The following is a 20075-nucleotide window of genomic DNA, read 5'->3' as shown; positions in this document are numbered from 1 at the left end:
AAAGGCGTTGATTTCCATCAACGCTTTTTTTTATTTGAGCCAGCTTGTTGGGCTAACTGATTGATAATTTGTCAGTTTAATAAAACCGTAGATAATGCGGAAAATGTACCAAATACTAACAATGAAAAGTACAACATAACCAACTAAAATTATTGAAAGAATAAAACCAATGATTCCTCCAATAATTGAACCCCAAAAAGTGCGGATTAAATAATTAAGGTGATTTGCATAGATTGTATTCGCTACTTCTTCACGCTTCATATAAGCTAAAATCACCCCAACGATAGCAATGAAAGGCAGGAAAAGGCTTATTGCAAAAGTGCCATAAGTGATAAACATATAATTTTTATGTTGCAACAACGAAGTATCCAAAAGATCTATTGGTTTGTTTTCATTCATTTTTTTCTCCTTATTTATTTTTATTTTCTAAATATAGCCATTCGGCCACTTGTTTGGCAAAATAAGTCAAGATGCCATCAGCACCAGCTCGTTTAAAGCAAAGTAAACTTTCCATGATACATTCTTTTTCTTTTAGCCAACCATTTTGGATTGTAGCCATATGCATTGCATACTCACCAGAAACTTGGTAGGCAAAAGTTGGTACACCAAATTTATTTTTTACTCGATAAACCATATCTAAGTAAGGCATGCCTGGCTTTACCATTACCATATCAGCACCTTCCTTGATGTCTAATGCAACTTCCTGTAAACCTTCATTGCCATTAGCTGGATCGACTTGATAAGTTTTTTTATCTGCACCTTTTAGATTTGCAGATGAACCTACGGCATCTCGGAATGGACCGTAGTAATTTGATGCATATTTTGCTGAGTAAGCCATAATTAAGGTATTGATAAAACCTTGTTCCTCAAGTGCGGTTCGTATTCTGTGAATTCTGCCATCCATCATATCACTTGGAGCGACAATATCCGCACCTGCTTCGGCGTGAGAAAGTGCTTGTTTGACTAACACTTCTGTAGTGGCTTCATTTAGCACATAGCTGTTATCATCAGTAATTCCATCTTGACCATGAATAGTATAAGGATCAAGTGCTACATCAGTTAACACACCCAGTTGAGGAAAATGCGACTTAAGAGATTTTACTGCACGTTGCACTAAACCGTTTGGATTAAAGGCTTCTTCTGCGTAAAGGGATTTTTTCTCTTGCTCAATTACTGGAAATAACGCAATTACGGGTACCCCATATTTGACAAGTAATTCTGCTTCGATAAGTAACTGATCGAGTGTTAAACGTTCTATTTTAGGCATTGAAGGCACAGGTTCACGATGATTTTTTCCTTCAATAATAAAAACAGGGTAAATTAAATCGTCAACAGTGAGTTTGTTTTCCGCTATCAATCGGCGGCTAAAATCTGATTTACGCATGCGACGTAAACGACGGGCGGGAAATCTACCTAGAATTTGTTCTGTCATATATGAATATTCCTCAAAATAAAAAAGAGGTGATTAGCTAGTTAATTCTATTCATGTTTAGTGTTATTTTCAATTGTGCTTTCAGATATTTCATCGTCATTTTTAGATTGATAAAAATGAGCAAATAACAACCCAATTTCGAACAGTAAACACATTGGGATAGCAAGCAACGTTTGTGAGAAAATATCGGGTGGCGTTAGTAACATGCCAACAACAAAGGCAGTTACAATAATATAAGGACGTTTTTTCTTGAGATCATCCACACTAGTGAAACCAGTCCAACATAATAATATAATTGCTACAGGAACTTCAAAACAAACACCAAAAGCAAAGAAAATAGTTAATACAAAATCTAAATAACTGCTAATATCTGTTGCAATAGCTACACCCTCAGGTGCACTTTTAGTTAAAAATCCAAATACTAGCGGAAATACTACAAAGTACGCAAAAGCAACACCACAGTAAAATAATAATGTACTTGAGAATAATAGTGGATAAACAAGACGTTTTTCACGATGGTAAAGAGCTGGTGCAACAAAAGCCCAAATTTGATAAAGCAAGTAAGGCACAGAAATGAAAATTGCAACAACACCAGTAAGCTTAATCGGAGTAAAAAAAGGAGTTGTTATATTTGTCGCAATCATACTAGCACCTTTGGGCATTACGCTGATTAGTGGCGAAGCGATAAAATTATAGATGTCGTTAGCAAAATAAACTAATGCTAAAAATACTATTACAACGCAAATTACTCCCCGTAATAATCGATTGCGTAATTCAATAAGATGATTTATTAAAGGTTGGGTATCTTCAACAGCCATATTGTTTCTCTTAGCTATTCTTCTTTACTGTATCTATGGATTTGGATTCGCACTGATCGTCAGCTATAGCTAGATCATCTTCAGTGTAGTAATCTTCAGGAATTTGTAGCATTGGTTCGCCTTCTTCTGCTATTTCAGCCAGCTCCTCTGGACTTAGCTCTTGCTGCGAAAGTGCGGCAGTATTACTTGAATTTTTATCTTGCTGATCTTGTGAATTTGCTAAAATTTGTTGATTTTCTACCGCACTTTTTAGTTCTTGCACTTGTTGTTCAAAACTAGTGTTAGTGGCATCAGCTTTCGCTTGTAAATCTGCTTTAATTTTATCTGCTGAAACTTTAAGATCTTCTACTGTTTTGCTTAATTCAGGAGAGAGTTGCTGCAAATTTAGCTGTTCGGCTTTTTTTATGCTTTCTTGCAACTCTTGTAATTTCAGTTCTTGTGATAGTTCATTTTGTACATTTGCGGCCAAACCACGAATAGTTGCTATCCAACCCATTACTGTTCTAATTGCAACAGGTAGACGCTGCGGACCCAGAACGACTAAGCCCACAATCAATACTAACAATAATTCAGAAAAACCTATATCGAACACGGATTACACCTGATCTTTTTGTTTCACTTCTTGATTTTGCGTTTTTTCCGCAGTATCTGTTAATTTTTCAAACTCAGCATCTTTTTTTGTAGAATCATCACTCATAGCATTTTTAAATCCTTTCACAGCATTGCCTAAGTCAGAACCAATATTTCTTAATTTTTTAGTTCCGAATAATGCTATTACAATTAAGAATACAATTAATAGTTGCCAAATACTTATCCCACCAAGACCCATTTTAATCTCCTATTTTGTATTTAAGTAAGTCTGCCAAAATATAGCGTTTTTCAATCAGTTGAACAATATAAATTTACATTATTTTCATTTTTCTTGATTTAAAGCAGTAAAACACCAATCATCCAAATCACAAAGCTTAGCATAAGAAGAAATGAACTCAACATAGTAGGTAAATTATTAAAGTGCCATAGTGTACCGAAAAACACAATAATTCCTATTAATAGAACAAAAGCCTTTTTTTGCCATTTTTGCTGGCGGCTTAATTTTTGGTTAAGTTCTCGTAATTGTTGGTTAATTAATTTTTGTTGTTTCAATCCTTCTATAAATTTTTCTGGCAAGTCAGGTAAATTTTCACTGAGATAAGGCAATTTGCATTTCATGTTTTTAATGAATGCTCTCATGCCTATTTGTTCATCAAGCCAGTTTTGTAGAAAAGGCTTTGCGGTATCCCATAAATCTAATTGTGGATAAAGTTGTCTGCCCAATCCTTCAATATAGAGTAAAGTTTTTTGTAACAACACTAACTGCGGTTGTACTTGCATGTTAAATTCACGAGCTACGTTGAACAAGTTAAGCAATACTTGAGCAAAGGAAATTTCTGACAGTGGTTTTGCAAAAATAGGTTCACAGACTTGTTGGAAAGCCTGCTCGAAAGCATCAATATCAGTATCTTGTGGAGTCCAGCCTGCATCAACATGCATTTGTGCAACACGGCGATAGTCTCGATTAAAAAATGCTACAAAACTTTCAGCTAAATAACGTTTGTCATTATCGTTTAATTTTCCTACGATACCACAGTCAATACCAATATATTGAGGATTATCTGGATGATTAGGATTAACAAAAATATTACCAGGGTGCATATCTGCATGAAAAAAACTATCACGAAATACTTGAGTAAAGAACACTTGAACGCCACGCTCTGCTAATAGCTTCATATTTGTGCCATTTTTACGCAATGCTTCTACATCTGATACAGGGATACCGTAAATTCGTTCCATTACAATCACATTTTTATGGCAAAAGTGTGAGTACATTTCAGGTACATATAGCATTGGGCTATCAATGAAATTTTCACGTAAACGAATTGCATTTGCCATTTCTGTGCGTAAATCTAGCTCATCTCGTAGTGTCTTTTCGTATTCTTGTATTACTTCAACTGCTCTTAAACGATAGCCCTCGCTAGATAAACGAGGAATCCAACCTGCTAATTTATACATCAAACTTAAATCAGCCTCAATTTGAGGTAAAATATCGGGACGCAGTACTTTGATGACGACTTCTTTTCCTGCGAATTTTTGTGTTGAATTAAAAGTAGCAGTGTGAACTTGTGCAATTGATGCAGAAGCTAAAGCTGTTTCATTAAAATTTATAAACCACTCATCAAGACTATCGCCTAACGCTTGTTCAATTTGTTGACGAGCTAACTTCCCATCAAAGGGGGTGACTTGATCTTGTAAAAGAGCAAGTTCATCGGCAATATCGGGCGGAAACAGATCTCGCCGAGTGGAAAGCATTTGCCCTAACTTAATCCAGACAGGTCCAAGTTCTTGTAATGCTAAACGCAATCTCAAACCAAAAGGCTTATTTGAGTGCTGATTACGTAACCAAAATAGAAGTTTTCTCCAGCAACGAATAGGACGAGTATAGCGATTGTGAGGCAGTATCTCATCAATACCGTAAATAAGAAAAGTGCTTATAATTTTATAGAAATGTTGACAATCTTTGAGTTTCATTGATTCTTCCGTTCAGCTAAAGATTGTTGAAAATTTTTAAACTTTTGCTCTAAAAGTGCGGTCTGTTTGGCTACACTTTCCACTTTTTGAGAGAAATCAGTAATAGCAAGGCTTGGTGAAACTAGTTTCCATTCCTCCGTTAGACGCTCCCCCCAAAAAAGTTGACTTTGTTCTAATCTTAGTTTGAGATTTTTAGTTAAATTTTGCAAAAAATTAACAGAACTAAAAGCTAATACGTCTCCTATATAAGGCGAAAGCAATCGAGCAGGGTCTTTCTCTAAGTCTTCCATAAGTGCGGTGAAGTTTTGTAAAACATCTAAATCGCCTTGTAATTGAATGGATTGATCATTAATACGATCGCTAAGTTGTTGTTTTGTGGGCGGATTAAACAGTAGAGAAAGAGAAATATTAACCAAACAATCGGGCGTATCATCATAATGATTTAGTACGTCAATACGTCGTTCAGTAAATAACAGATACAATGAGAAATCCATTTTTTGTAAAGCAATTTTTAATACTTTTCCATTTAATTTGTATAAATAACGCTCACTATGTGTGGTACGTTTTAGTAAATAATTAAGTAAAGCCTCTAATCCACCATTGAGTAATTGTGGAAATAAAAGTTGTGTTTTTAATTGATTGCTATCAGGGAACATAATTTTTCCTAGTTATTCTTATTTAACTAAAACTTATAGCCACGATGTAATGCTACAATACCAGCAGTTAAATTGTAGTAATTAACTTGTTCAAAGCCTGCTTCTTCCATCATTTCTTTTAAAATAGATTGATTAGGGTGCATGCGAATTGACTCCGCTAAATAACGATAGCTATCTGCATCATTAACTATTATCTCCCCAACTTTTGGTAGAATGTTGAAAGAATAAAAATTGTAAATTTTACTTAAAGGATCGAAAATAGGTTTAGAGAATTCTAAAACTAGTAAACGTCCACCAGGCTTTAGTACTCGAAAGATTGATTTAAGGGCTTTATCTTTATCTGTTACATTTCGCAATCCAAAGCTGATTATTACACAATCGAAAGTGTTATCTGAAAAAGGTAAAGATTCAGCATTAGCTTGAACATAATCAACATTACCAACAACGCCGAGATTTCTTAATTTTTCACGTCCAACTTCCAACATTGAGGAATTAATATCTGCTAATATAACTTTTCCTGTTCTCCCAACTATACGAGATAATTTAGCTGTAAAATCACCTGTTCCTCCAGCGAGATCTAACACTTTTTGACCTTTACGTACTCCACTGCAATCAATCGTAAAACGTTTCCATATGCGATGAATACCAAAAGAAAGTAGATCATTCATTAGATCGTATTTTTCGGCAACAGAATGAAAAACACCAGCTACCATTTGTTGCTTTTCTGTTTTAGCAACAGTTTTGAAACCGAAATGCGTAGTTTCCTCGTTACTTTGCATTGTTTGGGTAGAAAAGTGCGGTGTATTTTGGTTTGATTGCGTATTCATAATGTTATCCATGACAAAAATTTGTTCTAGGATAACAAAAAATAGCGGATTTTTCTCCGCTATTTTTTTATTTTTACTTAATTCATTATTAGAATTTCTCATTGCATCCTCCACTACCTAAAAGCTGGGGATTCCTACGAACTCCCAAAGTAAAAGTATTATACTTGGACTAGCGCTTTATATTCACGCCCCTAAAGGACGTGGTTTTATCTAACTATTAGGTAAAAGATCGTGCAATTTTAGTTAAAGCCAAAGAAAGTATGCTATTGTTGCAATTACAAAAATACAGATAACATTAAGGATGAAACCTGCTTGTACCATTTCACGTTGTTTTACTTCTCCTGTGCCAAATACGATAGCATTTGGTGGGGTAGCAACTGGTAACATAAATGCACAAGACGCTCCTAAACCAATGATGAGTGCTAGACCAGTGTCAGGTACACCTAAAGATCGAGCGATAGAAATGAAAATAGGTACTAATAACGCCGCACTTGCAGTATTAGAAGTGAATTCAGTTAAGAAAATAATAAAAGTTGCTACTAATAAGCCAATTACGAAAAAGTGACCACCTTGAACAGCAAATACGATGCCATCAGCCAAGATTTTACTTGCTCCTGAGTCTTTTAATACAGCACTCAATGTTAAGCCTCCGCCGAATAAGAATAATACGCCCCAGTCGGTGTTTTCTTGGATATGCTTCCATGTAGTTACACGAGTAATACAAAGTGCTATTGCTGCTAATAATGCGATAACACTGTCAAAGCTTTGGATCTTTTCTGTCATGCCAAATAACCCAGATAATAGAGGGTTAAGTTGACTACTTAGAATCCAACAAATAGCTATGAAGCTAAAGATTGCCAGCGTTGTTATTCGTTCAGCTGTCATTGGTATCTTTTCAAAAGTTTGCTCGAAATGGAGATTTAATTTAGGTTTAAAAACGATATATAGAGTGCCGATCATCAATGGCATTAAAATAACCATTGTTGGAATACCATACCATAACCATTGTGAAAAAGTTAATCCTAAGTTAGATACTACAATAGCATTTGGTGGGCTACCTACGGGGGTACCCATGCCACCAATACTAGCACTGTAAGCTATACCCAGTAGCACAAATACATAAGTATTGTGATTTTGTTCTTTATTTAATTGACTGAGTATCCCCATTGCTAAAGGTAGCATCATTGCGGCGGTAGCAGTGTTACTGATCCACATAGAGAGAAATGCAGTGACAGAGAATAAATAAATCACCGCTATCCATAGATTTCCTCCTGCTAAACTCATGATTTTATTAGCAATCATCCGATCTATTTTTTGATAGTGAAGAGTTGTGGCTAAAGCAAATCCTCCAAAAAATAGAAAAATTGTTGGATCAGAGAAAGTGGCTAACGCCTTTTTTGTAGTGATTAAATCTAATGTTATTGCTAAGAGCGGTACTAAAATTGCAGTAACAGTAACATGTAACGCTTCTGTCAGCCATAATATAGCGATAAATACTAGTAGAGCTAGCCCTCTATTCGCTTTTATGTCAAAAGGTAAAACATGAAGTAATACAAAAAACAATACAATATCGATCAAAAATATTAAGGTGTTTTTGTTAAAGGTTTTTTTAGTAGAGATTGAAGTTGTGTTCATAGTTTATCCTTAATTAAAAACAGGGTATTTTTGTTTACTATAATGATGTTGAAGTTATCAAGTTGTTAAAAAAAAGCAATCTTTTTCTTTTAAAATTGTGAACTTTGTCATGAAAAAAACACAATAAAAGTGCGGTTATTTATTAAAGTAAATAAATATGTTTAATATATTTTGTAAAAAATTAAAGACAGTTAGGATATTTACATTTAGTTAAGTTGAGTGATTATTTACTTAACTAATTGTTTTTATATGGTTAATAAATTGTTTTTTTATTATAAAAAAAGTTTGACTTCCAAATTTAATTAAATAATAATCACTATCATCTTTAATAACCAATTGTAGGTATTTATAATGAAAAAATATTTTACTCTTTTGCCAATTGCAGCTTTTGTTGCAACCGCTGTGCAAGCAGAAATGCTTGATGTTATCAATGTAGTTGAACATAACACGGGAGCGAAAAGCAAAACCAACATTGTAACTCTAAGTGATCAATCTAAGAGTACAGAAACTGATCTGCGGGGTATTCTACAAGCGGAGCCATCTATTAGTTTTGGCGGTGGTAATGGCGGAACGTCTCAGTGGGTTACTATTCGAGGTATGGGGGAAGATCAAATTGATTTTAAAATTGATAATACTCACTCAGATACCCAAATTTTCCATCATCAGGGTCGTTTCATGATAGATCCAGCTTTGATCAAGCGTATTGATGTTCAAAAAGGAACAGGTTCTGCAAGTGCAGGAATTGGTGCGACTAGTGGAGCTATTGTGGCAACAACAGTTGATGCTCAAGATTTGTTAAAAGAAGGTCAAAATATCGGATTTAAATTGCATGCTGGAGTTTATAGTAATAAAGGTAATACACAAGGTACAACTGTTTATGGTAAATCTGGTGCATTTGATGCGTTAGTAAGTGCAAATTGGGTTGCTGATGAAGAGTATGAAGATGGGAATAGTAGAAAAGTAAAAGGTAGCGAACTTGGACAGCGAGGTCTCCTATTTAAATTAGGAGTAGATATTAATGAAAATAATCGTGTTGTGTTAAGTCATCGTCAATAACGTTTTCATGGTGAGCGTAACATGCGTGAAGAGTTTGATTTTTCCTTTAATCCTCAAAAATCTGATGCAGACAACCATCGTAGCTATCGTGTAACAAAAACAGACACTACTAACCTGGAGTATATAGGTCGTAATATTGGTCCATTTTCTGAAATGAAAGCAAATGCTTATGTTATGGAAATGAGTAAAGATCAGGAAATGAAACCTGGTATGAAATTGAAACAAAAATATTCAGAAATTGAGACAAGAGGGGCGAATATAAATGTTGATCTTCCGATTGCTAATAAGCATTTAATGAAATTTGGAATCAACTATCGTCATCAGGAAGGGATACAACCTGAAAAATTAGAAGGTGTTGCAGATCAACAAAAACAAGATCTAGGCTTCTATGGTGAGGGTATCTGGGGATTCGGTCCAGTTACGCTGACGACAGGATTGCGTTTTGATGCATTTAAATTTAAAGCAATGGATGGCAAAGAAGTAAGTGATGGAAGATTTAATCCGAGTCTTGGATTGATTGTTGAGGCGACTAAAGATCTTCATTTTAATGCGAATTGGAACTTTGCTAGTCGTAGTCCACGTTTACGTGAAGTACAAGCAGCAACAGGAAAAGATATATTTTCATCAGCAAGTGATTTAAAAGCAGAACATTCTGAAAATATTGAACTTGGTTTTAATTATGATTTAACAGATACGTTTTCTTTAAATGGTAGTTATTTTTGGCAGAGCATAGATGACCTTCAAAATTTCCAAAGTACCAAAAATAATGAATGTAGTGGGATTGGGAGTCCTAATGCTAGTGGTAAGCATGATAGATACAGTTGTTTAATCTATAACTCAGGTAAATTGAAAAACCAGGGCTATGAATTAGGTGCTGCATTTAAATATGGTAGTTTAAAACTAAGAGCTGGTGTAGCTTATTCTAAACCAAAATTAAATGGCACAACTTATGATAAAACAACAACTTCTATTCCAATGGGGCGTACTTGGACAACAGCTGCTTCTTATAAATTTGAACAACCTAATTTAGAAATTGGTTGGAAAGGTCGCTTTGTTGAAGGCGCTGGTTTTGAAGATAGTAATCGCGGTAGCGGTGGCGGTAAACGTGCAGGTTATGGGGTTCATGATTTATACGCAAGTTGGCAAGCAAATGATAATCTAATTATCAATTTAGGGATTAATAATTTATTTGATAAAAATTATAAATCTCATGCACAACGTACAGGAATCAATTCTTTGCCAGGAAAAGGTAGAGATTTCCGTTTAGGTGTGAACTACACATTTTAACTTAGATTAATCGTTAGTTAACGATAATTTGATGTTGTTTTAAGGCTGTTTTTTTAAAGACAGCCTTTTTTATTGATGAGCTATAGAAGTAAACGTGTTACTCAATAAGAGAAATAGTAAAGCAACATTATTAGTTTAAAAGGTAGTATTGATGCTCTGTAAATAGACAGAGCATCATATAGAACATTATTTTAAGCTGAAAGTGCGGTAGAATTTTCTTTTGTTTTAGAAGCAGGATAATGAATATTTTTCACAGCCATAGCAGATTGTAGACTGCTATGACGAACCTGCTCTGCGAGGTCTGCATCACCATTTTGCTCGAAAGCGTAAATTACCATCGTAGTGTCATTAGGTTCAAGAGAATTGCTATCAATTACTTGTTTAAACGCATTGCTTGCCTTAGCGAAATCTCCATTACGTACATAGAGATAACCTAAACAGCGGTAAATACAACAACTTTGTGTTTTATCTATCTGTCTAATGCGTTTTTCCAATATTTTTATTAACTTGCTATTATCTGTTGGTTGCAAACGAGAGATTTGGAGACAAAGTGAATCACTAAGTGACGAAGAATCATCTATTTTTTTCAAAGTCTCCAGTGCAAGTTCGTTAGCTGTTTCGTGATCGTCACAGTCAACTAAACGGCGAATTAGACCGATTTTAACATAGAGATCATTTCGGCGTTTTTTAGGTTGATTATTCCACCATTCAATTAGACCATCAACACCATATTCATTCATTTTTTCATCGAGTAGTCCATCTTCAATTTTTTGCTGTAGCTGGTTGAATTCTGTTGTTGAATACAGTCCTGTGTTTTCTATTTGATCTAAAATATTATCCAGTGCTTGATAAGCATGTGAGCGTAAATAAATATCTACTGCTAATTTTAAAACTTCTTTATTGCGACTTGTCATTTCTAACAAACTATCTACTGCACTTCGTGCCGCTGGTAATTTATTTTGCTGTAATAAAATTTTAGTGCGAGCAATTTCAACGACAAGACTATCAGAACCTGCAATTTCAGCCGCCTTAAGTAAGTAATTATTAGCACTAAATTCATCTCCACGCTGTTGTGCAGCTTCCGCAGCTTTAATAAAATTAAACACAGGTTCATCAGCATGTTTTGCATTTTTACCTATTAATTTTTCTGCTTTGGAGTAATCACCAGCTTGCATGCGTATTAGCCCTTCGATAGTTTGTTTCTGAGCTTTTCGGCGTTTGCGATTTGAAAACCAGCCATAAGTATTGTTACTTAGGCGGAAGAAACGAGTAATAACCCACTCAATTGCATAAACAATTGCCATTGCAATAACGAAAAGAATAACCAATGTTGTTAATGACATTTCGATATTAAAGCTGTTCGTTTCGATTAAAACATAGCCTTGCTTACCTGACAAATAAGGTCCTGCGACTAAGCCAGCAAGTAACACTAGCATTAAAAATAATGTTCTAAACATACCTTATTTCCCCTGTTGCTGTTTTACATTCTCTAATGTATCGGTTTTCATTGTCGGTTTTTTTTCTTCAACTGCTAAATCAGTTGTGTTTTTTATAGATTTATCAACGGAAATTTCTACTTTATTAAATTCGGTAGTTTTTTTGTTTAGTAATTTATCTAATATATTTAAGCTATTGAGTTGCTCTGGTGCATCAACATAAATGGACTGTTCGGCAAGCTCATCAATGTCTTTCAAAAAATTTTGGGCTGTCTCTGTATTAGTATCAAAATAACTTCTTACCCAAGAAGCAACTGTCTCTAAAGATTGTTTATAAAGCTCATTTTGTTGGCGAGGCACTGCCATGATTGCCAGCTGTAAACGTAAGCGGATATTTTCTCTTAAATAAATATCTTGATTTGGTGCTAAAAGGGGTTTGCTATCATTATTTCTAGGTGTAATACGGATAAAATGATTTAAAAAAGAGACCGCACTTTTTCCAGCATTTTCTTTCCAGTCAGTTACTGAATCACTTAATGTTGTATCATTTTTAGGTTGCTCAAAATTTACGTCTAATACAGATAGCTCATCAACGGTATTGGCTAATAGTGATAGGCGTTGCATAATCGCATTTTGATCAATGTTATTGAGAGAAAGTAATAGTTTTAAATCTTCGTTTATTGCTACTCGAATATTTGCAGTATTTGGATTGGATACTTTTGCGAGAGTTTCATCAGCAATTTTGAGTAAAGATACCGCAGTATCTATGTCGTTATCTAAAACTAATTTTCTTAATGCATTGTTTAATAAAAAGTCAGCCTCTGAAAGTAACCAATCATTAGGTTGCTCAGCTCTAGTTTTTGAATCTAAACGGTTAATTTGAGTTTGAAGGGCATTGATAGATTGATCTTTTATTGATATTTCACGTTGAAGTTCAGTAATTTTTTCACTATGTTCTTTAAAAGCAATAGTTAATTTTTCTAGTTGTTCCTTATCTTGTTTTAATGTTGCGTTGAGTTGAGAGGAGGATTCAAAATTAACTGAATTTTCGGTTTTTTGCTTAAGTGAAGCTAATTTTTGTTCAATATCTGTCATTTGACCTTGAGTGTATTGATACCCATAATAACCTATAAAACCTAAGCTAAGTGCAATTAAAATTGCTAATAAGGATAATGCAGTACCACTTTTTTTTACTATTACTTTCTCAGGTTGAGGTTCAATAGATGAAGTATTCACTTCGTTTTCTAGAACTTTTTTGTCAACGCTCTTACTTTCTTCATCAATTGTTGAAGTATCTAATACTTCTATTACCTCTAACTCATCAATATTGTCAGTATTGGTGTTGTTTTTCTGTTTAGCCATTTTCTATTCCTTAATCAATACATTGAAAGTGATATGTTATTCTGATTGTAGCAGAGTTTGTAGCAAACTCTGATTGTCTGCTCTTGGTGAAATAACAATATTTTTCCAACCAAAATGCAATGCAAATTGTTTTATTCGACGACTAATAGTAATCAAGCGGCAATTTTTCAACCAATTATGATCGGTTTTAGGCACAAAATCCATAAGATAAGTTAAAATCTCTACACTTGTTACTATAATAGTATTCACGCCAGCACGTTTACATACACTTGATTGTTCTTCATTGTTGTAGTTAACAGGAACACGTTGATAGCATTCCACAATATCAACTTCGGCACCTCTTTCATGAGCTTTATGAGGGAATAATTCTCTGCCACCATTACCGCGTAAAATCAAGATTCTTTTATCGTTTAACTTTTGCATAGCTGGTAAAGATAATACGCCCTCACTATTTTCTTGTTGCCAAGGATAGAGAATTACTTGCCCTGTTTGACTAGCAAAGTATTCTGCTGTACGTTGTCCTACTGTAAAATAGTTTAAATCTGAACGCCAATGAAAGCCTGTATTTTTAAGAGTTTGCACAGCATAATTTACGGCATTTTTTGAAACTGCAAAAATATAATCGCCCGATTTTAATTGTTTATATTTATTTGGTAATTCGTTTATTTCACGACCAGGTTCAATAGAAAACAATGGCAAGTGGATTGCAACGATACCCGCTTTATTTAGCATATTTACTAGTTGCCCCCCTCTTTCATCGGAGCGAGTGACTAATACTGCCATTTTTGTCCCCACTATCTTTATTATATTTTTTGTAAAATTTCATTAGCACCTTGCTCTAATAGCTTTTCAGCGATTTCTATACCCAATTGTTCGGCGTGCTGTAAAGTGCTTTTACCGTCGGCTCGGATAATTTTAGAACCATCTAAGGCACCAACAAGGGCTTTTAAATGTAATTTTTCATCTTTCGTTATGACAGCATAGCCACCTATAGGTACTTGACAGCCCCCTTGCAAGTGTTTATTCATGGCACGTTCTGCTATGACACAATGTGTAGTAGCTGAATCAGCTAAAGGTCTAAGTAATTCTTGTACTTCCATGTCATTAATTCGACATTCAATACCTACAGCCCCTTGTCCTACCGCGGGTAGAGAAGTATCAGTATCAATAAAAGAGCTAATGCGATTAGTCATATTTAGTCTAATCAATCCCGCTGAAGCTAAAATAATTGCATCATATTCGTTATTATCTAATTTACTTAATCGTGTTCCTACATTTCCACGTAATGATCGAATATCTAAATCGGGACGTAAATTTTTTAGCTGACATTGGCGACGTAAGCTAGACGTACCTACTATTGCCCCTTGGGGAAGTTCAGATAAAGTGCGGTAATTATTTGAAACAAAAGCATCACGAGGATCCTCTCGCTTACAAATTACTGCTAAATCTAGCCCTTCGGGAAATTGCATGGGTACATCTTTCATGGAATGTACCGCAATATCTGCGATATTTTGTAGTAATGCGTGCTCTAATTCTTTGACAAATAATCCTTTACCGCCAATTTTAGCGAGCGGTGTATCTAAAATAACATCACCTTTTGTAACCATTGGAACTAGTTGAATTTCCAATTTAGGATAAAGTGTATTTAATTGAGTTTTTATATAATTTGCTTGCCATAGTGCAAGCGGACTTTGACGCGTGGCGATTTTTAGCGTATTTTTCATGAATATAGAAATAGTTATATAAATTATATCATAGTGAATATCCTATCATTGTTATGAAAAAATACCAATTTTGATTTAAAAATTTTGCTTTAATTTAAGCTAAGTGATAGAGTAGAGAACGTTAGAATTAACGATAAAGCTTGTTTCATTGAGCGAAATGATAGTATCTCAATGAAGTGGGCTGTTTTTCGTTTAGTATGCGGTTACTCTTCTTTTTAGGTGTTGTTTGAATTACGATCTTAATAGAGCAAGGGAACGAGTCAAGTATTTAGATAAGTTACGTTTTGAACGTGCATTATCAGGATCTTCCACACAGTTTAATCACGTATTTGAACTGATAACCTTGCTGTTACATGTTAATCATAGCGATCTGCCTGGCTATATTGAAAATGCTGTGGTAGGTATTGCTGATTTTCAACTGTCTGATTATCAACAACATTATCTCATAAAACGTCTTGATGATACTCAATTTTGTACTCTTAAACTAGAGATCGAAGCTTTTTCTGATCGTACTTGTTGTCCTATTTTAGGGGTATATGTTATGGGGAGTATAGCTTCTATTAGTCAAACGCCTAGCTCAGATTTAGATATTTGGGTTTGTCATCGTGAAGACTTAAGCATAAAAGAGCGGTATCTTTTAGCTAAAAAATCTGAATCATTACAAAAATGGGCATTGCAGATAGGGATTGAAATTAATCTCTATCTTATGGATCAAAATCGTTTTCGTAGTTTTCGTTATGCTGAACCACTGACAGCAGAGAATTGTGGTTCAGCACAATATATGTTGTTATTAGATGAATTTTATCGCTCAGTTATTCGATTAGCGGGCAAGCCACTATTATGGTTGCATCTAGATGTTGAACAAGAAAAAGAGTATGAAAGTGAAGTTGGACGCTTAATTGCTGAAGGTGTAATTGATCCAAATGATTGGGTAGATTTTGGTGGATTAGGGGCATTTTCTGCTAATGAATATTTTGGTGCAAGTTTATGGCAACTCTATAAAGGAATTGATGCTCCTTATAAATCTGTATTAAAAATCATTTTACTAGAGACATATTCTCAAGAATATCCAAATACTTATTTAATTGCACAAGAGTTTAAAAAACACCTACTACAAGGTGATTTTACTCACCATTTTGATCCTTATCTTACTATGTTGGAACGTGCCACAAAATACTTGATGGATTTAAATGATGTAAAGAGATTGGACTTTTTACGCCGTAGTTTTTATATGAAAGCAAATGAATATCATGTTGGAACAAAATTAAACAACTGGCGATTATATAAATTAAGTCAGCTCGTGAAAGAATGGGATTGGTCAGAAAATTTAGTAAAAGAATTAAATCAACGTACTCATTGGAAAATAAAACGAGTTAAAGAAAGTCACAATAATTTAATTAAGTTTTTAATGTTTAGTTATCGTCATTTAGTAGAATTCGCACGTAAATATAAAGTGGATTCTAGCATAATGCCACAAGATATTAGCATACTAACTCGTAAACTTTACACTGCTTTTGAAGAGTTACCTGGTAAAATTACGTTATTGAACTCAATGATTTCCTCAGATTTATCAGAAAAGCATCTTACTTTCATTGAGGTTCGAAACAATAAATTATTTAAAGATGGCTGGTATTTAGTAAATCAATCACCGACAATTGAGGGATTTGGTCAGTCTCGTCATATTGAATACGGTGAACACTTGAATAAATTAGTTTCTTGGGCATACTTTAACCGTTTATTAACGCCAAGCACAGAGTTATATGTTTATAGCCCAAATGTAGATCAATATAAATTACGTTGTTTCTTCACTGACTTGCGTTTATCTCTACCTGCGGTTACTCCTAGTGCGAGTAACGAAGAATTAAATCATAATTGTGAAATTAGAGATCTTGTTATTGCGATTAATCTGATTGCGGATCCTACTAAAGACTTATTGCAAACAAAACAAACTATCGTACCAAGTGACTTGTTTAGCTTTGGGCCAAAAGAGGAAAGTTTAGTGGGTAGTATTGATTTGACTTATCGAAATTTATGGAATGAGATCCGCACTTTACATTTCGAAGGATCTAATGCAATTTTATTAGCATTAAAAGTGTTATCCAATAAAATTTACCGTGGTGCAACGCCACCTCGATCAGTTAATGTATTTTGTTATAGTCAATATTATAAGAAAACATTGCGTAATATCGTTACAGCATTAGTAAATAAATGCATCAGTATTCAAGTCGGAACCACAGATGTACCACAAAATAATTTACTACGAGTAGCTGGAAAAAACTGGCGATTCTTCTTTGAAGATCGGGGAATTAGCTTACAAGAAATTCATAATCCTCAATTTGTTAGTAGTGAAGATTTTGGAGCAGTTTTAAAAGATACTATTGAAGAAAAAGAGACAGTATTACTAAACAATAAAAAGCAATATCCTTATGAGATAGATGCTTTTGCAAGTGAAGGATTTTTGCAATTCTTTTTTGAAGATAATTCGAATAAATTATTTAATGTTTATATTTTAGATGAATCTAATCGTATTGAAATTTATCGTAATTGTGAAGGAGAGAAAGAGCAGAAAATTCGAGAAATTAATCATATTTATCAATCTGCTGGGTTGGATGGAAGCGATAATCCATATAAAATTGTGCAGAGAAATTTTAATTATCCACAGTTTTATCAATTGTTACCTGTAGAAAATGGGGTTAGAATTGTTCCGTTTTACAGTCGTTTGGTATCGTCATAATTGAGGAAAAAATGTTTGAGAAGATGAAAGTTATCATTATTGATGATCACCCGTTGATGCGTACGGGGATTAAACAGCTCCTTGAGTTGGAAGAGCTTTTTGAAGTAGTAGGGGACGCTGGAAACGGAATGGATGGCATTAATCTAGCATTACGTACTCAACCTGATCTAATAATTTTAGATCTAAATATGAAAGGGTTATCTGGGTTAGATACATTAAAGGCTCTACGTGGAGAAGGTATTGATGCACGAATTGTCATTTTAACAGTATCTGATGCTAAAAATGATGTATTTACGTTAATTGATGCTGGTGCTGATGGTTATCTATTGAAAGATACAGAGCCAGATACACTAGTTACTCAAATAAAACGTATTGCACAAGGTGAGGTTATTTTGAGTGATTCAATAAAAGATTTATTATTGGAACGCCAAACAGAAGTAGAACCTTTAAATCAATTAACTGAGCGTGAAATGGACGTTTTACAATTAGTCGCAACAGGACTTTCTAATAAACAAATTGCTTTGCAGTTATTTATTTCGGAAGAAACAGTTAAAGTCCATATTCGTAATGTATTACGTAAACTAAATGTACATTCTAGAGTAGCCGCAACAGTGTTATATTTCCAATATAAAGGCATGTAATAATTCTTTGTTGTGTGGTAAGTCTAGCTAATTTGTTAATAATTAAGGACTAATTTCTAGTTAGTACGGAAATTAGTCCTTTTAGTTTGAGTGTAGCTAAGAAAGAGAATAAGGTAGAGGATAAATTTTTAGTCCAATGTGTTGTTTAGGTAGTCTAAAAGCAGTTTCTGTTTGTAGATCTTGATTTACAATTACTTGTAGCCACAAAATTTTGTCAAATACTACCGCACTTAGTATATATCCTGTTTTTCGCCAACCATTTTGTAGCTTAACTTCAATTTCAGAACCTAAAGATGGCGTGTAATTTAGTGTTGTTGCATCAGCCTGAAAAGTTAGCATTGCCCGCTTATTTATTCCCCTATATTTTGCTCTAGCGATAGTTTCTTGACCAATATAGCAGCCTTTTTGAAAAGAGATTGCTTTTTCGATTTGCTGTAAATTAACGGCTTGCGGAATAAATTCAGCTAAACTTTGTGCAGAAAACTGTGGAATACCATTTTGTATTTCTAATATGGTCCAATGTACAGGTTCTAGATTATAGTTTAAATTTATTGGCGTTGAGTTTATCAAAATATAGCGTTGAGGTTTTCCTTCTAGAAATATTTTAATTTGAGCGGAAATCATATTGCAGTTTTCATTAATATTTTCGCTGACTAATCCTGTAATTTGCCAATCTAAAAAGTGAAATTCGACTTTAGAAAAAACAGCATATTTTTTCAATTGATTAATAGCAAAAGTTAAAATGTCTTCTTCTATTAATAAATGAAACTGCTTCTCTTCAATGCGAATTATTCGGAAAAGTGCGGTTATTTTTCCCATTGGATTACAATGTGAAGTTATGGTTGATTCACCATTTTGTAATTTTGATACATCGCAAGTTAGTTGTCCTTGCAGAAATTTTTCCGCATCATCACCTTGTACAGAAACTAAACGATATTGGCTCAAATTGGTTATTAACATGATTTCCCTTATTGTTTATTCAATATTTTGAATTTGCTCACGCATCTGCTCAATTAACACTTTTAATTCAACTGCTGAATTAGTTACTTCTGCATTTATGGATTTTGAAGCGAGAGTATTACTCTCACGGTTTAGCTCTTGCATCATAAAATCTAATTTACGCCCCACAGCACCGCCTCTTGCTAAAATAGATTGTGTTTCTTTAACATGTAGTTGTAAACGATCAAGTTCTTCGGCAACATCAATTCGCTGAGCAAAAAGAACCATTTCTTGTTCTAAACGTTGAGGATCTGCTTGCAGTTGTAGTTCTTCAAAACGTTGATATAAACGTTCACGTTGCCATTGAATAATATTTGGCATTTGTGACCGCACTTTTTCTACTTGTACGATAACTCCCTGTAAACGCTGTTTGATTAGATCTTGTAGTTTTTTCCCTTCTCGTTCACGCATTTCAATAAAATCTTGTAATAGCTGGTTAAATCCAGTAAGTAAGTCTTGACTAATTTGATCTAAGTCTTGTTCTGGTGTTTCGACTATGCCAGGATAGCGTAAAATATCAACAAGACTTATTTCTCCTTCATTAGTTTGCTGTTTGATCCATTGCAGAGACTCAATAACTTTAAGTGCTAATTCTTTATTTAAATTAAGTTTATCTGTTGCTTGGTTTTTATTATCTATACGTAAAGTACACTCTATTTTTCCACGAGCGAGCTGTTGCCGTAATTTTTCACGTAGAGTATTTTCTAGGCCTCGAAATTGTTCAGGTAAGCGAAAAACAGTTTCCAAATAACGTTGGTTTACGGAGCGTATTTCCCACACCGCATCCCCCCAATCTTTTTTTATTTCTTGGCGGGCAAAGGCAGTCATACTGTGAATCATAGTTTATCCTTATGTTAAATTTTTAAAAAATACTTATCATTAGGTATTAAGTGAATTTTTAAA

17 protein-coding genes and 1 pseudogene are annotated in these 20075 nt (G+C 34.2%); 3 read left to right on the top strand and 15 right to left on the bottom strand.

Translation table 11 applies throughout. The features are described from left to right. Positions 1-30: 30 nt before the first annotated feature. From ACFQ02_RS05090 to ACFQ02_RS05050, 9 genes are all read right to left on the bottom strand, one after another. Entirely contained in the window at positions 31-399 is a 369-nt protein-coding gene (locus ACFQ02_RS05090; protein WP_380820115.1) for a DUF4870 family protein, read from the bottom strand. 10 nt (positions 400-409) lie between these two features. Then, positions 410-1432: a porphobilinogen synthase gene (hemB, locus tag ACFQ02_RS05085; RefSeq protein WP_380820113.1), complete on the bottom strand. Its 1023-nt coding sequence runs from the start codon at positions 1430-1432 to the stop codon at positions 410-412. A gap of 47 nt (positions 1433-1479) precedes the next feature. Then, entirely contained in the window at positions 1480-2250 is a 771-nt protein-coding gene (gene tatC / locus ACFQ02_RS05080; RefSeq protein ID WP_380820111.1) for a twin-arginine translocase subunit TatC, read from the bottom strand. 10 nt (positions 2251-2260) lie between these two features. Continuing rightward, complete coding sequence (tatB, locus tag ACFQ02_RS05075; protein WP_380820109.1) at positions 2261-2842, bottom strand: Sec-independent protein translocase protein TatB; 582 nt, start codon at positions 2840-2842, stop codon at positions 2261-2263. Between the two features lie 3 nt (positions 2843-2845). After that, the gene (tatA, locus tag ACFQ02_RS05070) at positions 2846-3079 is read right to left on the bottom strand and encodes a Sec-independent protein translocase subunit TatA (protein ID WP_380820106.1); all 234 of its coding nucleotides are present in this window, start codon (positions 3077-3079) and stop codon (positions 2846-2848) included. A 98-nt stretch (positions 3080-3177) separates the two neighbouring features. Then, positions 3178-4815: a ubiquinone biosynthesis regulatory protein kinase UbiB gene (ubiB, locus tag ACFQ02_RS05065; protein ID WP_380820104.1), complete on the bottom strand. Its 1638-nt coding sequence runs from the start codon at positions 4813-4815 to the stop codon at positions 3178-3180. Then, the gene (locus tag ACFQ02_RS05060) at positions 4812-5471 is read right to left on the bottom strand and encodes a ubiquinone biosynthesis accessory factor UbiJ (protein ID WP_380820102.1); all 660 of its coding nucleotides are present in this window, start codon (positions 5469-5471) and stop codon (positions 4812-4814) included. Before ACFQ02_RS05060 ends, ubiB begins: the two co-directional genes overlap by 4 nt. Before the next feature lie 26 nt (positions 5472-5497). Further along, positions 5498-6298 (bottom strand): bifunctional demethylmenaquinone methyltransferase/2-methoxy-6-polyprenyl-1,4-benzoquinol methylase UbiE, encoded by an 801-nt coding sequence (gene ubiE, locus ACFQ02_RS05055; protein ID WP_380820182.1) that lies wholly within the window; start codon positions 6296-6298, stop codon positions 5498-5500. A 243-nt stretch (positions 6299-6541) separates the two neighbouring features. Beyond that, positions 6542-7933 (bottom strand): DASS family sodium-coupled anion symporter, encoded by a 1392-nt coding sequence (locus ACFQ02_RS05050; protein WP_380820098.1) that lies wholly within the window; start codon positions 7931-7933, stop codon positions 6542-6544. 351 nt (positions 7934-8284) lie between these two features. On the opposite strand from ACFQ02_RS05050, the pseudogene ACFQ02_RS05045 reads away from it, so the two are divergent. Further along, a pseudogene (locus tag ACFQ02_RS05045) lies at positions 8285-10276 on the top strand (TonB-dependent receptor domain-containing protein). Positions 10277-10467: 191 nt separating this feature from the next. On the opposite strand, the gene ACFQ02_RS05040 reads toward ACFQ02_RS05045, so the two are convergent. The 4 genes from ACFQ02_RS05040 to hemC are packed head-to-tail and all read right to left on the bottom strand — an operon-like array spanning position 10468 to position 14798. Then, positions 10468-11733 carry a heme biosynthesis HemY N-terminal domain-containing protein gene (locus ACFQ02_RS05040; RefSeq protein WP_380820095.1) on the bottom strand — a complete coding sequence of 422 codons (1266 nt, stop codon included), beginning with the start codon at positions 11731-11733 and terminating at the stop codon, positions 10468-10470. Between the two features lie 3 nt (positions 11734-11736). Next, positions 11737-13074 carry a uroporphyrinogen-III C-methyltransferase gene (locus ACFQ02_RS05035; RefSeq protein ID WP_380820093.1) on the bottom strand — a complete coding sequence of 446 codons (1338 nt, stop codon included), beginning with the start codon at positions 13072-13074 and terminating at the stop codon, positions 11737-11739. Positions 13075-13110: 36 nt separating this feature from the next. Next, complete coding sequence (locus ACFQ02_RS05030; RefSeq protein WP_380820091.1) at positions 13111-13857, bottom strand: uroporphyrinogen-III synthase; 747 nt, start codon at positions 13855-13857, stop codon at positions 13111-13113. A gap of 20 nt (positions 13858-13877) precedes the next feature. Next, positions 13878-14798, bottom strand: coding sequence for a hydroxymethylbilane synthase (gene hemC / locus ACFQ02_RS05025; protein ID WP_380820089.1), 921 nt, complete (start codon positions 14796-14798; stop codon positions 13878-13880). A 226-nt stretch (positions 14799-15024) separates the two neighbouring features. Here hemC and ACFQ02_RS05020 point away from each other — a divergent pair, with 226 nt between their 5' ends. Together ACFQ02_RS05020 and ACFQ02_RS05015 are read left to right on the top strand one after the other, a co-directional pair. Beyond that, the gene (locus tag ACFQ02_RS05020; protein WP_380820087.1) at positions 15025-17532 is read left to right on the top strand and encodes a class I adenylate cyclase; all 2508 of its coding nucleotides are present in this window, start codon (positions 15025-15027) and stop codon (positions 17530-17532) included. A gap of 11 nt (positions 17533-17543) precedes the next feature. Next, positions 17544-18173: a response regulator gene (locus tag ACFQ02_RS05015; protein ID WP_380820085.1), complete on the top strand. Its 630-nt coding sequence runs from the start codon at positions 17544-17546 to the stop codon at positions 18171-18173. Between the two features lie 96 nt (positions 18174-18269). Here ACFQ02_RS05015 and ygfZ read toward each other — a convergent pair whose 3' ends face one another. After that, positions 18270-19133 carry a CAF17-like 4Fe-4S cluster assembly/insertion protein YgfZ gene (gene ygfZ / locus ACFQ02_RS05010; RefSeq protein WP_380820083.1) on the bottom strand — a complete coding sequence of 288 codons (864 nt, stop codon included), beginning with the start codon at positions 19131-19133 and terminating at the stop codon, positions 18270-18272. A gap of 15 nt (positions 19134-19148) precedes the next feature. Further along, the gene (locus ACFQ02_RS05005; protein WP_380820082.1) at positions 19149-20012 is read right to left on the bottom strand and encodes a YicC/YloC family endoribonuclease; all 864 of its coding nucleotides are present in this window, start codon (positions 20010-20012) and stop codon (positions 19149-19151) included. Positions 20013-20075: the final 63 nt, after the last annotated feature.

Source organism: Seminibacterium arietis, from assembly GCF_042675725.1.
GTDB classification, from domain to species: domain Bacteria; phylum Pseudomonadota; class Gammaproteobacteria; order Enterobacterales; family Pasteurellaceae; genus Seminibacterium; species Seminibacterium arietis.
This window is presented reverse-complemented; position numbering and strand designations above follow the sequence as displayed.

Excerpts from the sequence above, each read along its gene's own strand:
- ACFQ02_RS05090 (WP_380820115.1), bottom strand. The coding sequence starts at position 399 with ATGAATGAAAACAAACCAATAGATCTTTTGGATACTTCGTTGTTGCAA.
- ubiE (WP_380820182.1), bottom strand. The coding sequence starts at position 6,298 with ATGAATACGCAATCAAACCAAAATACACCGCACTTTTCTACCCAAACA.
- ACFQ02_RS05005 (WP_380820082.1), bottom strand. The coding sequence starts at position 20,012 with ATGATTCACAGTATGACTGCCTTTGCCCGCCAAGAAATAAAAAAAGAT.
- ygfZ (WP_380820083.1), bottom strand. The coding sequence starts at position 19,133 with ATGTTAATAACCAATTTGAGCCAATATCGTTTAGTTTCTGTACAAGGT.
- hemB (WP_380820113.1), bottom strand. The coding sequence starts at position 1,432 with ATGACAGAACAAATTCTAGGTAGATTTCCCGCCCGTCGTTTACGTCGC.
- hemC (WP_380820089.1), bottom strand. The coding sequence starts at position 14,798 with ATGAAAAATACGCTAAAAATCGCCACGCGTCAAAGTCCGCTTGCACTA.
- ACFQ02_RS05035 (WP_380820093.1), bottom strand. The coding sequence starts at position 13,074 with ATGGCTAAACAGAAAAACAACACCAATACTGACAATATTGATGAGTTA.
- ubiB (WP_380820104.1), bottom strand. The coding sequence starts at position 4,815 with ATGAAACTCAAAGATTGTCAACATTTCTATAAAATTATAAGCACTTTT.
- ACFQ02_RS05015 (WP_380820085.1), top strand. The coding sequence starts at position 17,544 with ATGTTTGAGAAGATGAAAGTTATCATTATTGATGATCACCCGTTGATG.
- ACFQ02_RS05060 (WP_380820102.1), bottom strand. The coding sequence starts at position 5,471 with ATGTTCCCTGATAGCAATCAATTAAAAACACAACTTTTATTTCCACAA.
- tatA (WP_380820106.1), bottom strand. The coding sequence starts at position 3,079 with ATGGGTCTTGGTGGGATAAGTATTTGGCAACTATTAATTGTATTCTTA.
- tatC (WP_380820111.1), bottom strand. The coding sequence starts at position 2,250 with ATGGCTGTTGAAGATACCCAACCTTTAATAAATCATCTTATTGAATTA.
- ACFQ02_RS05030 (WP_380820091.1), bottom strand. The coding sequence starts at position 13,857 with ATGGCAGTATTAGTCACTCGCTCCGATGAAAGAGGGGGGCAACTAGTA.
- ACFQ02_RS05040 (WP_380820095.1), bottom strand. The coding sequence starts at position 11,733 with ATGTTTAGAACATTATTTTTAATGCTAGTGTTACTTGCTGGCTTAGTC.
- ACFQ02_RS05050 (WP_380820098.1), bottom strand. The coding sequence starts at position 7,933 with ATGAACACAACTTCAATCTCTACTAAAAAAACCTTTAACAAAAACACC.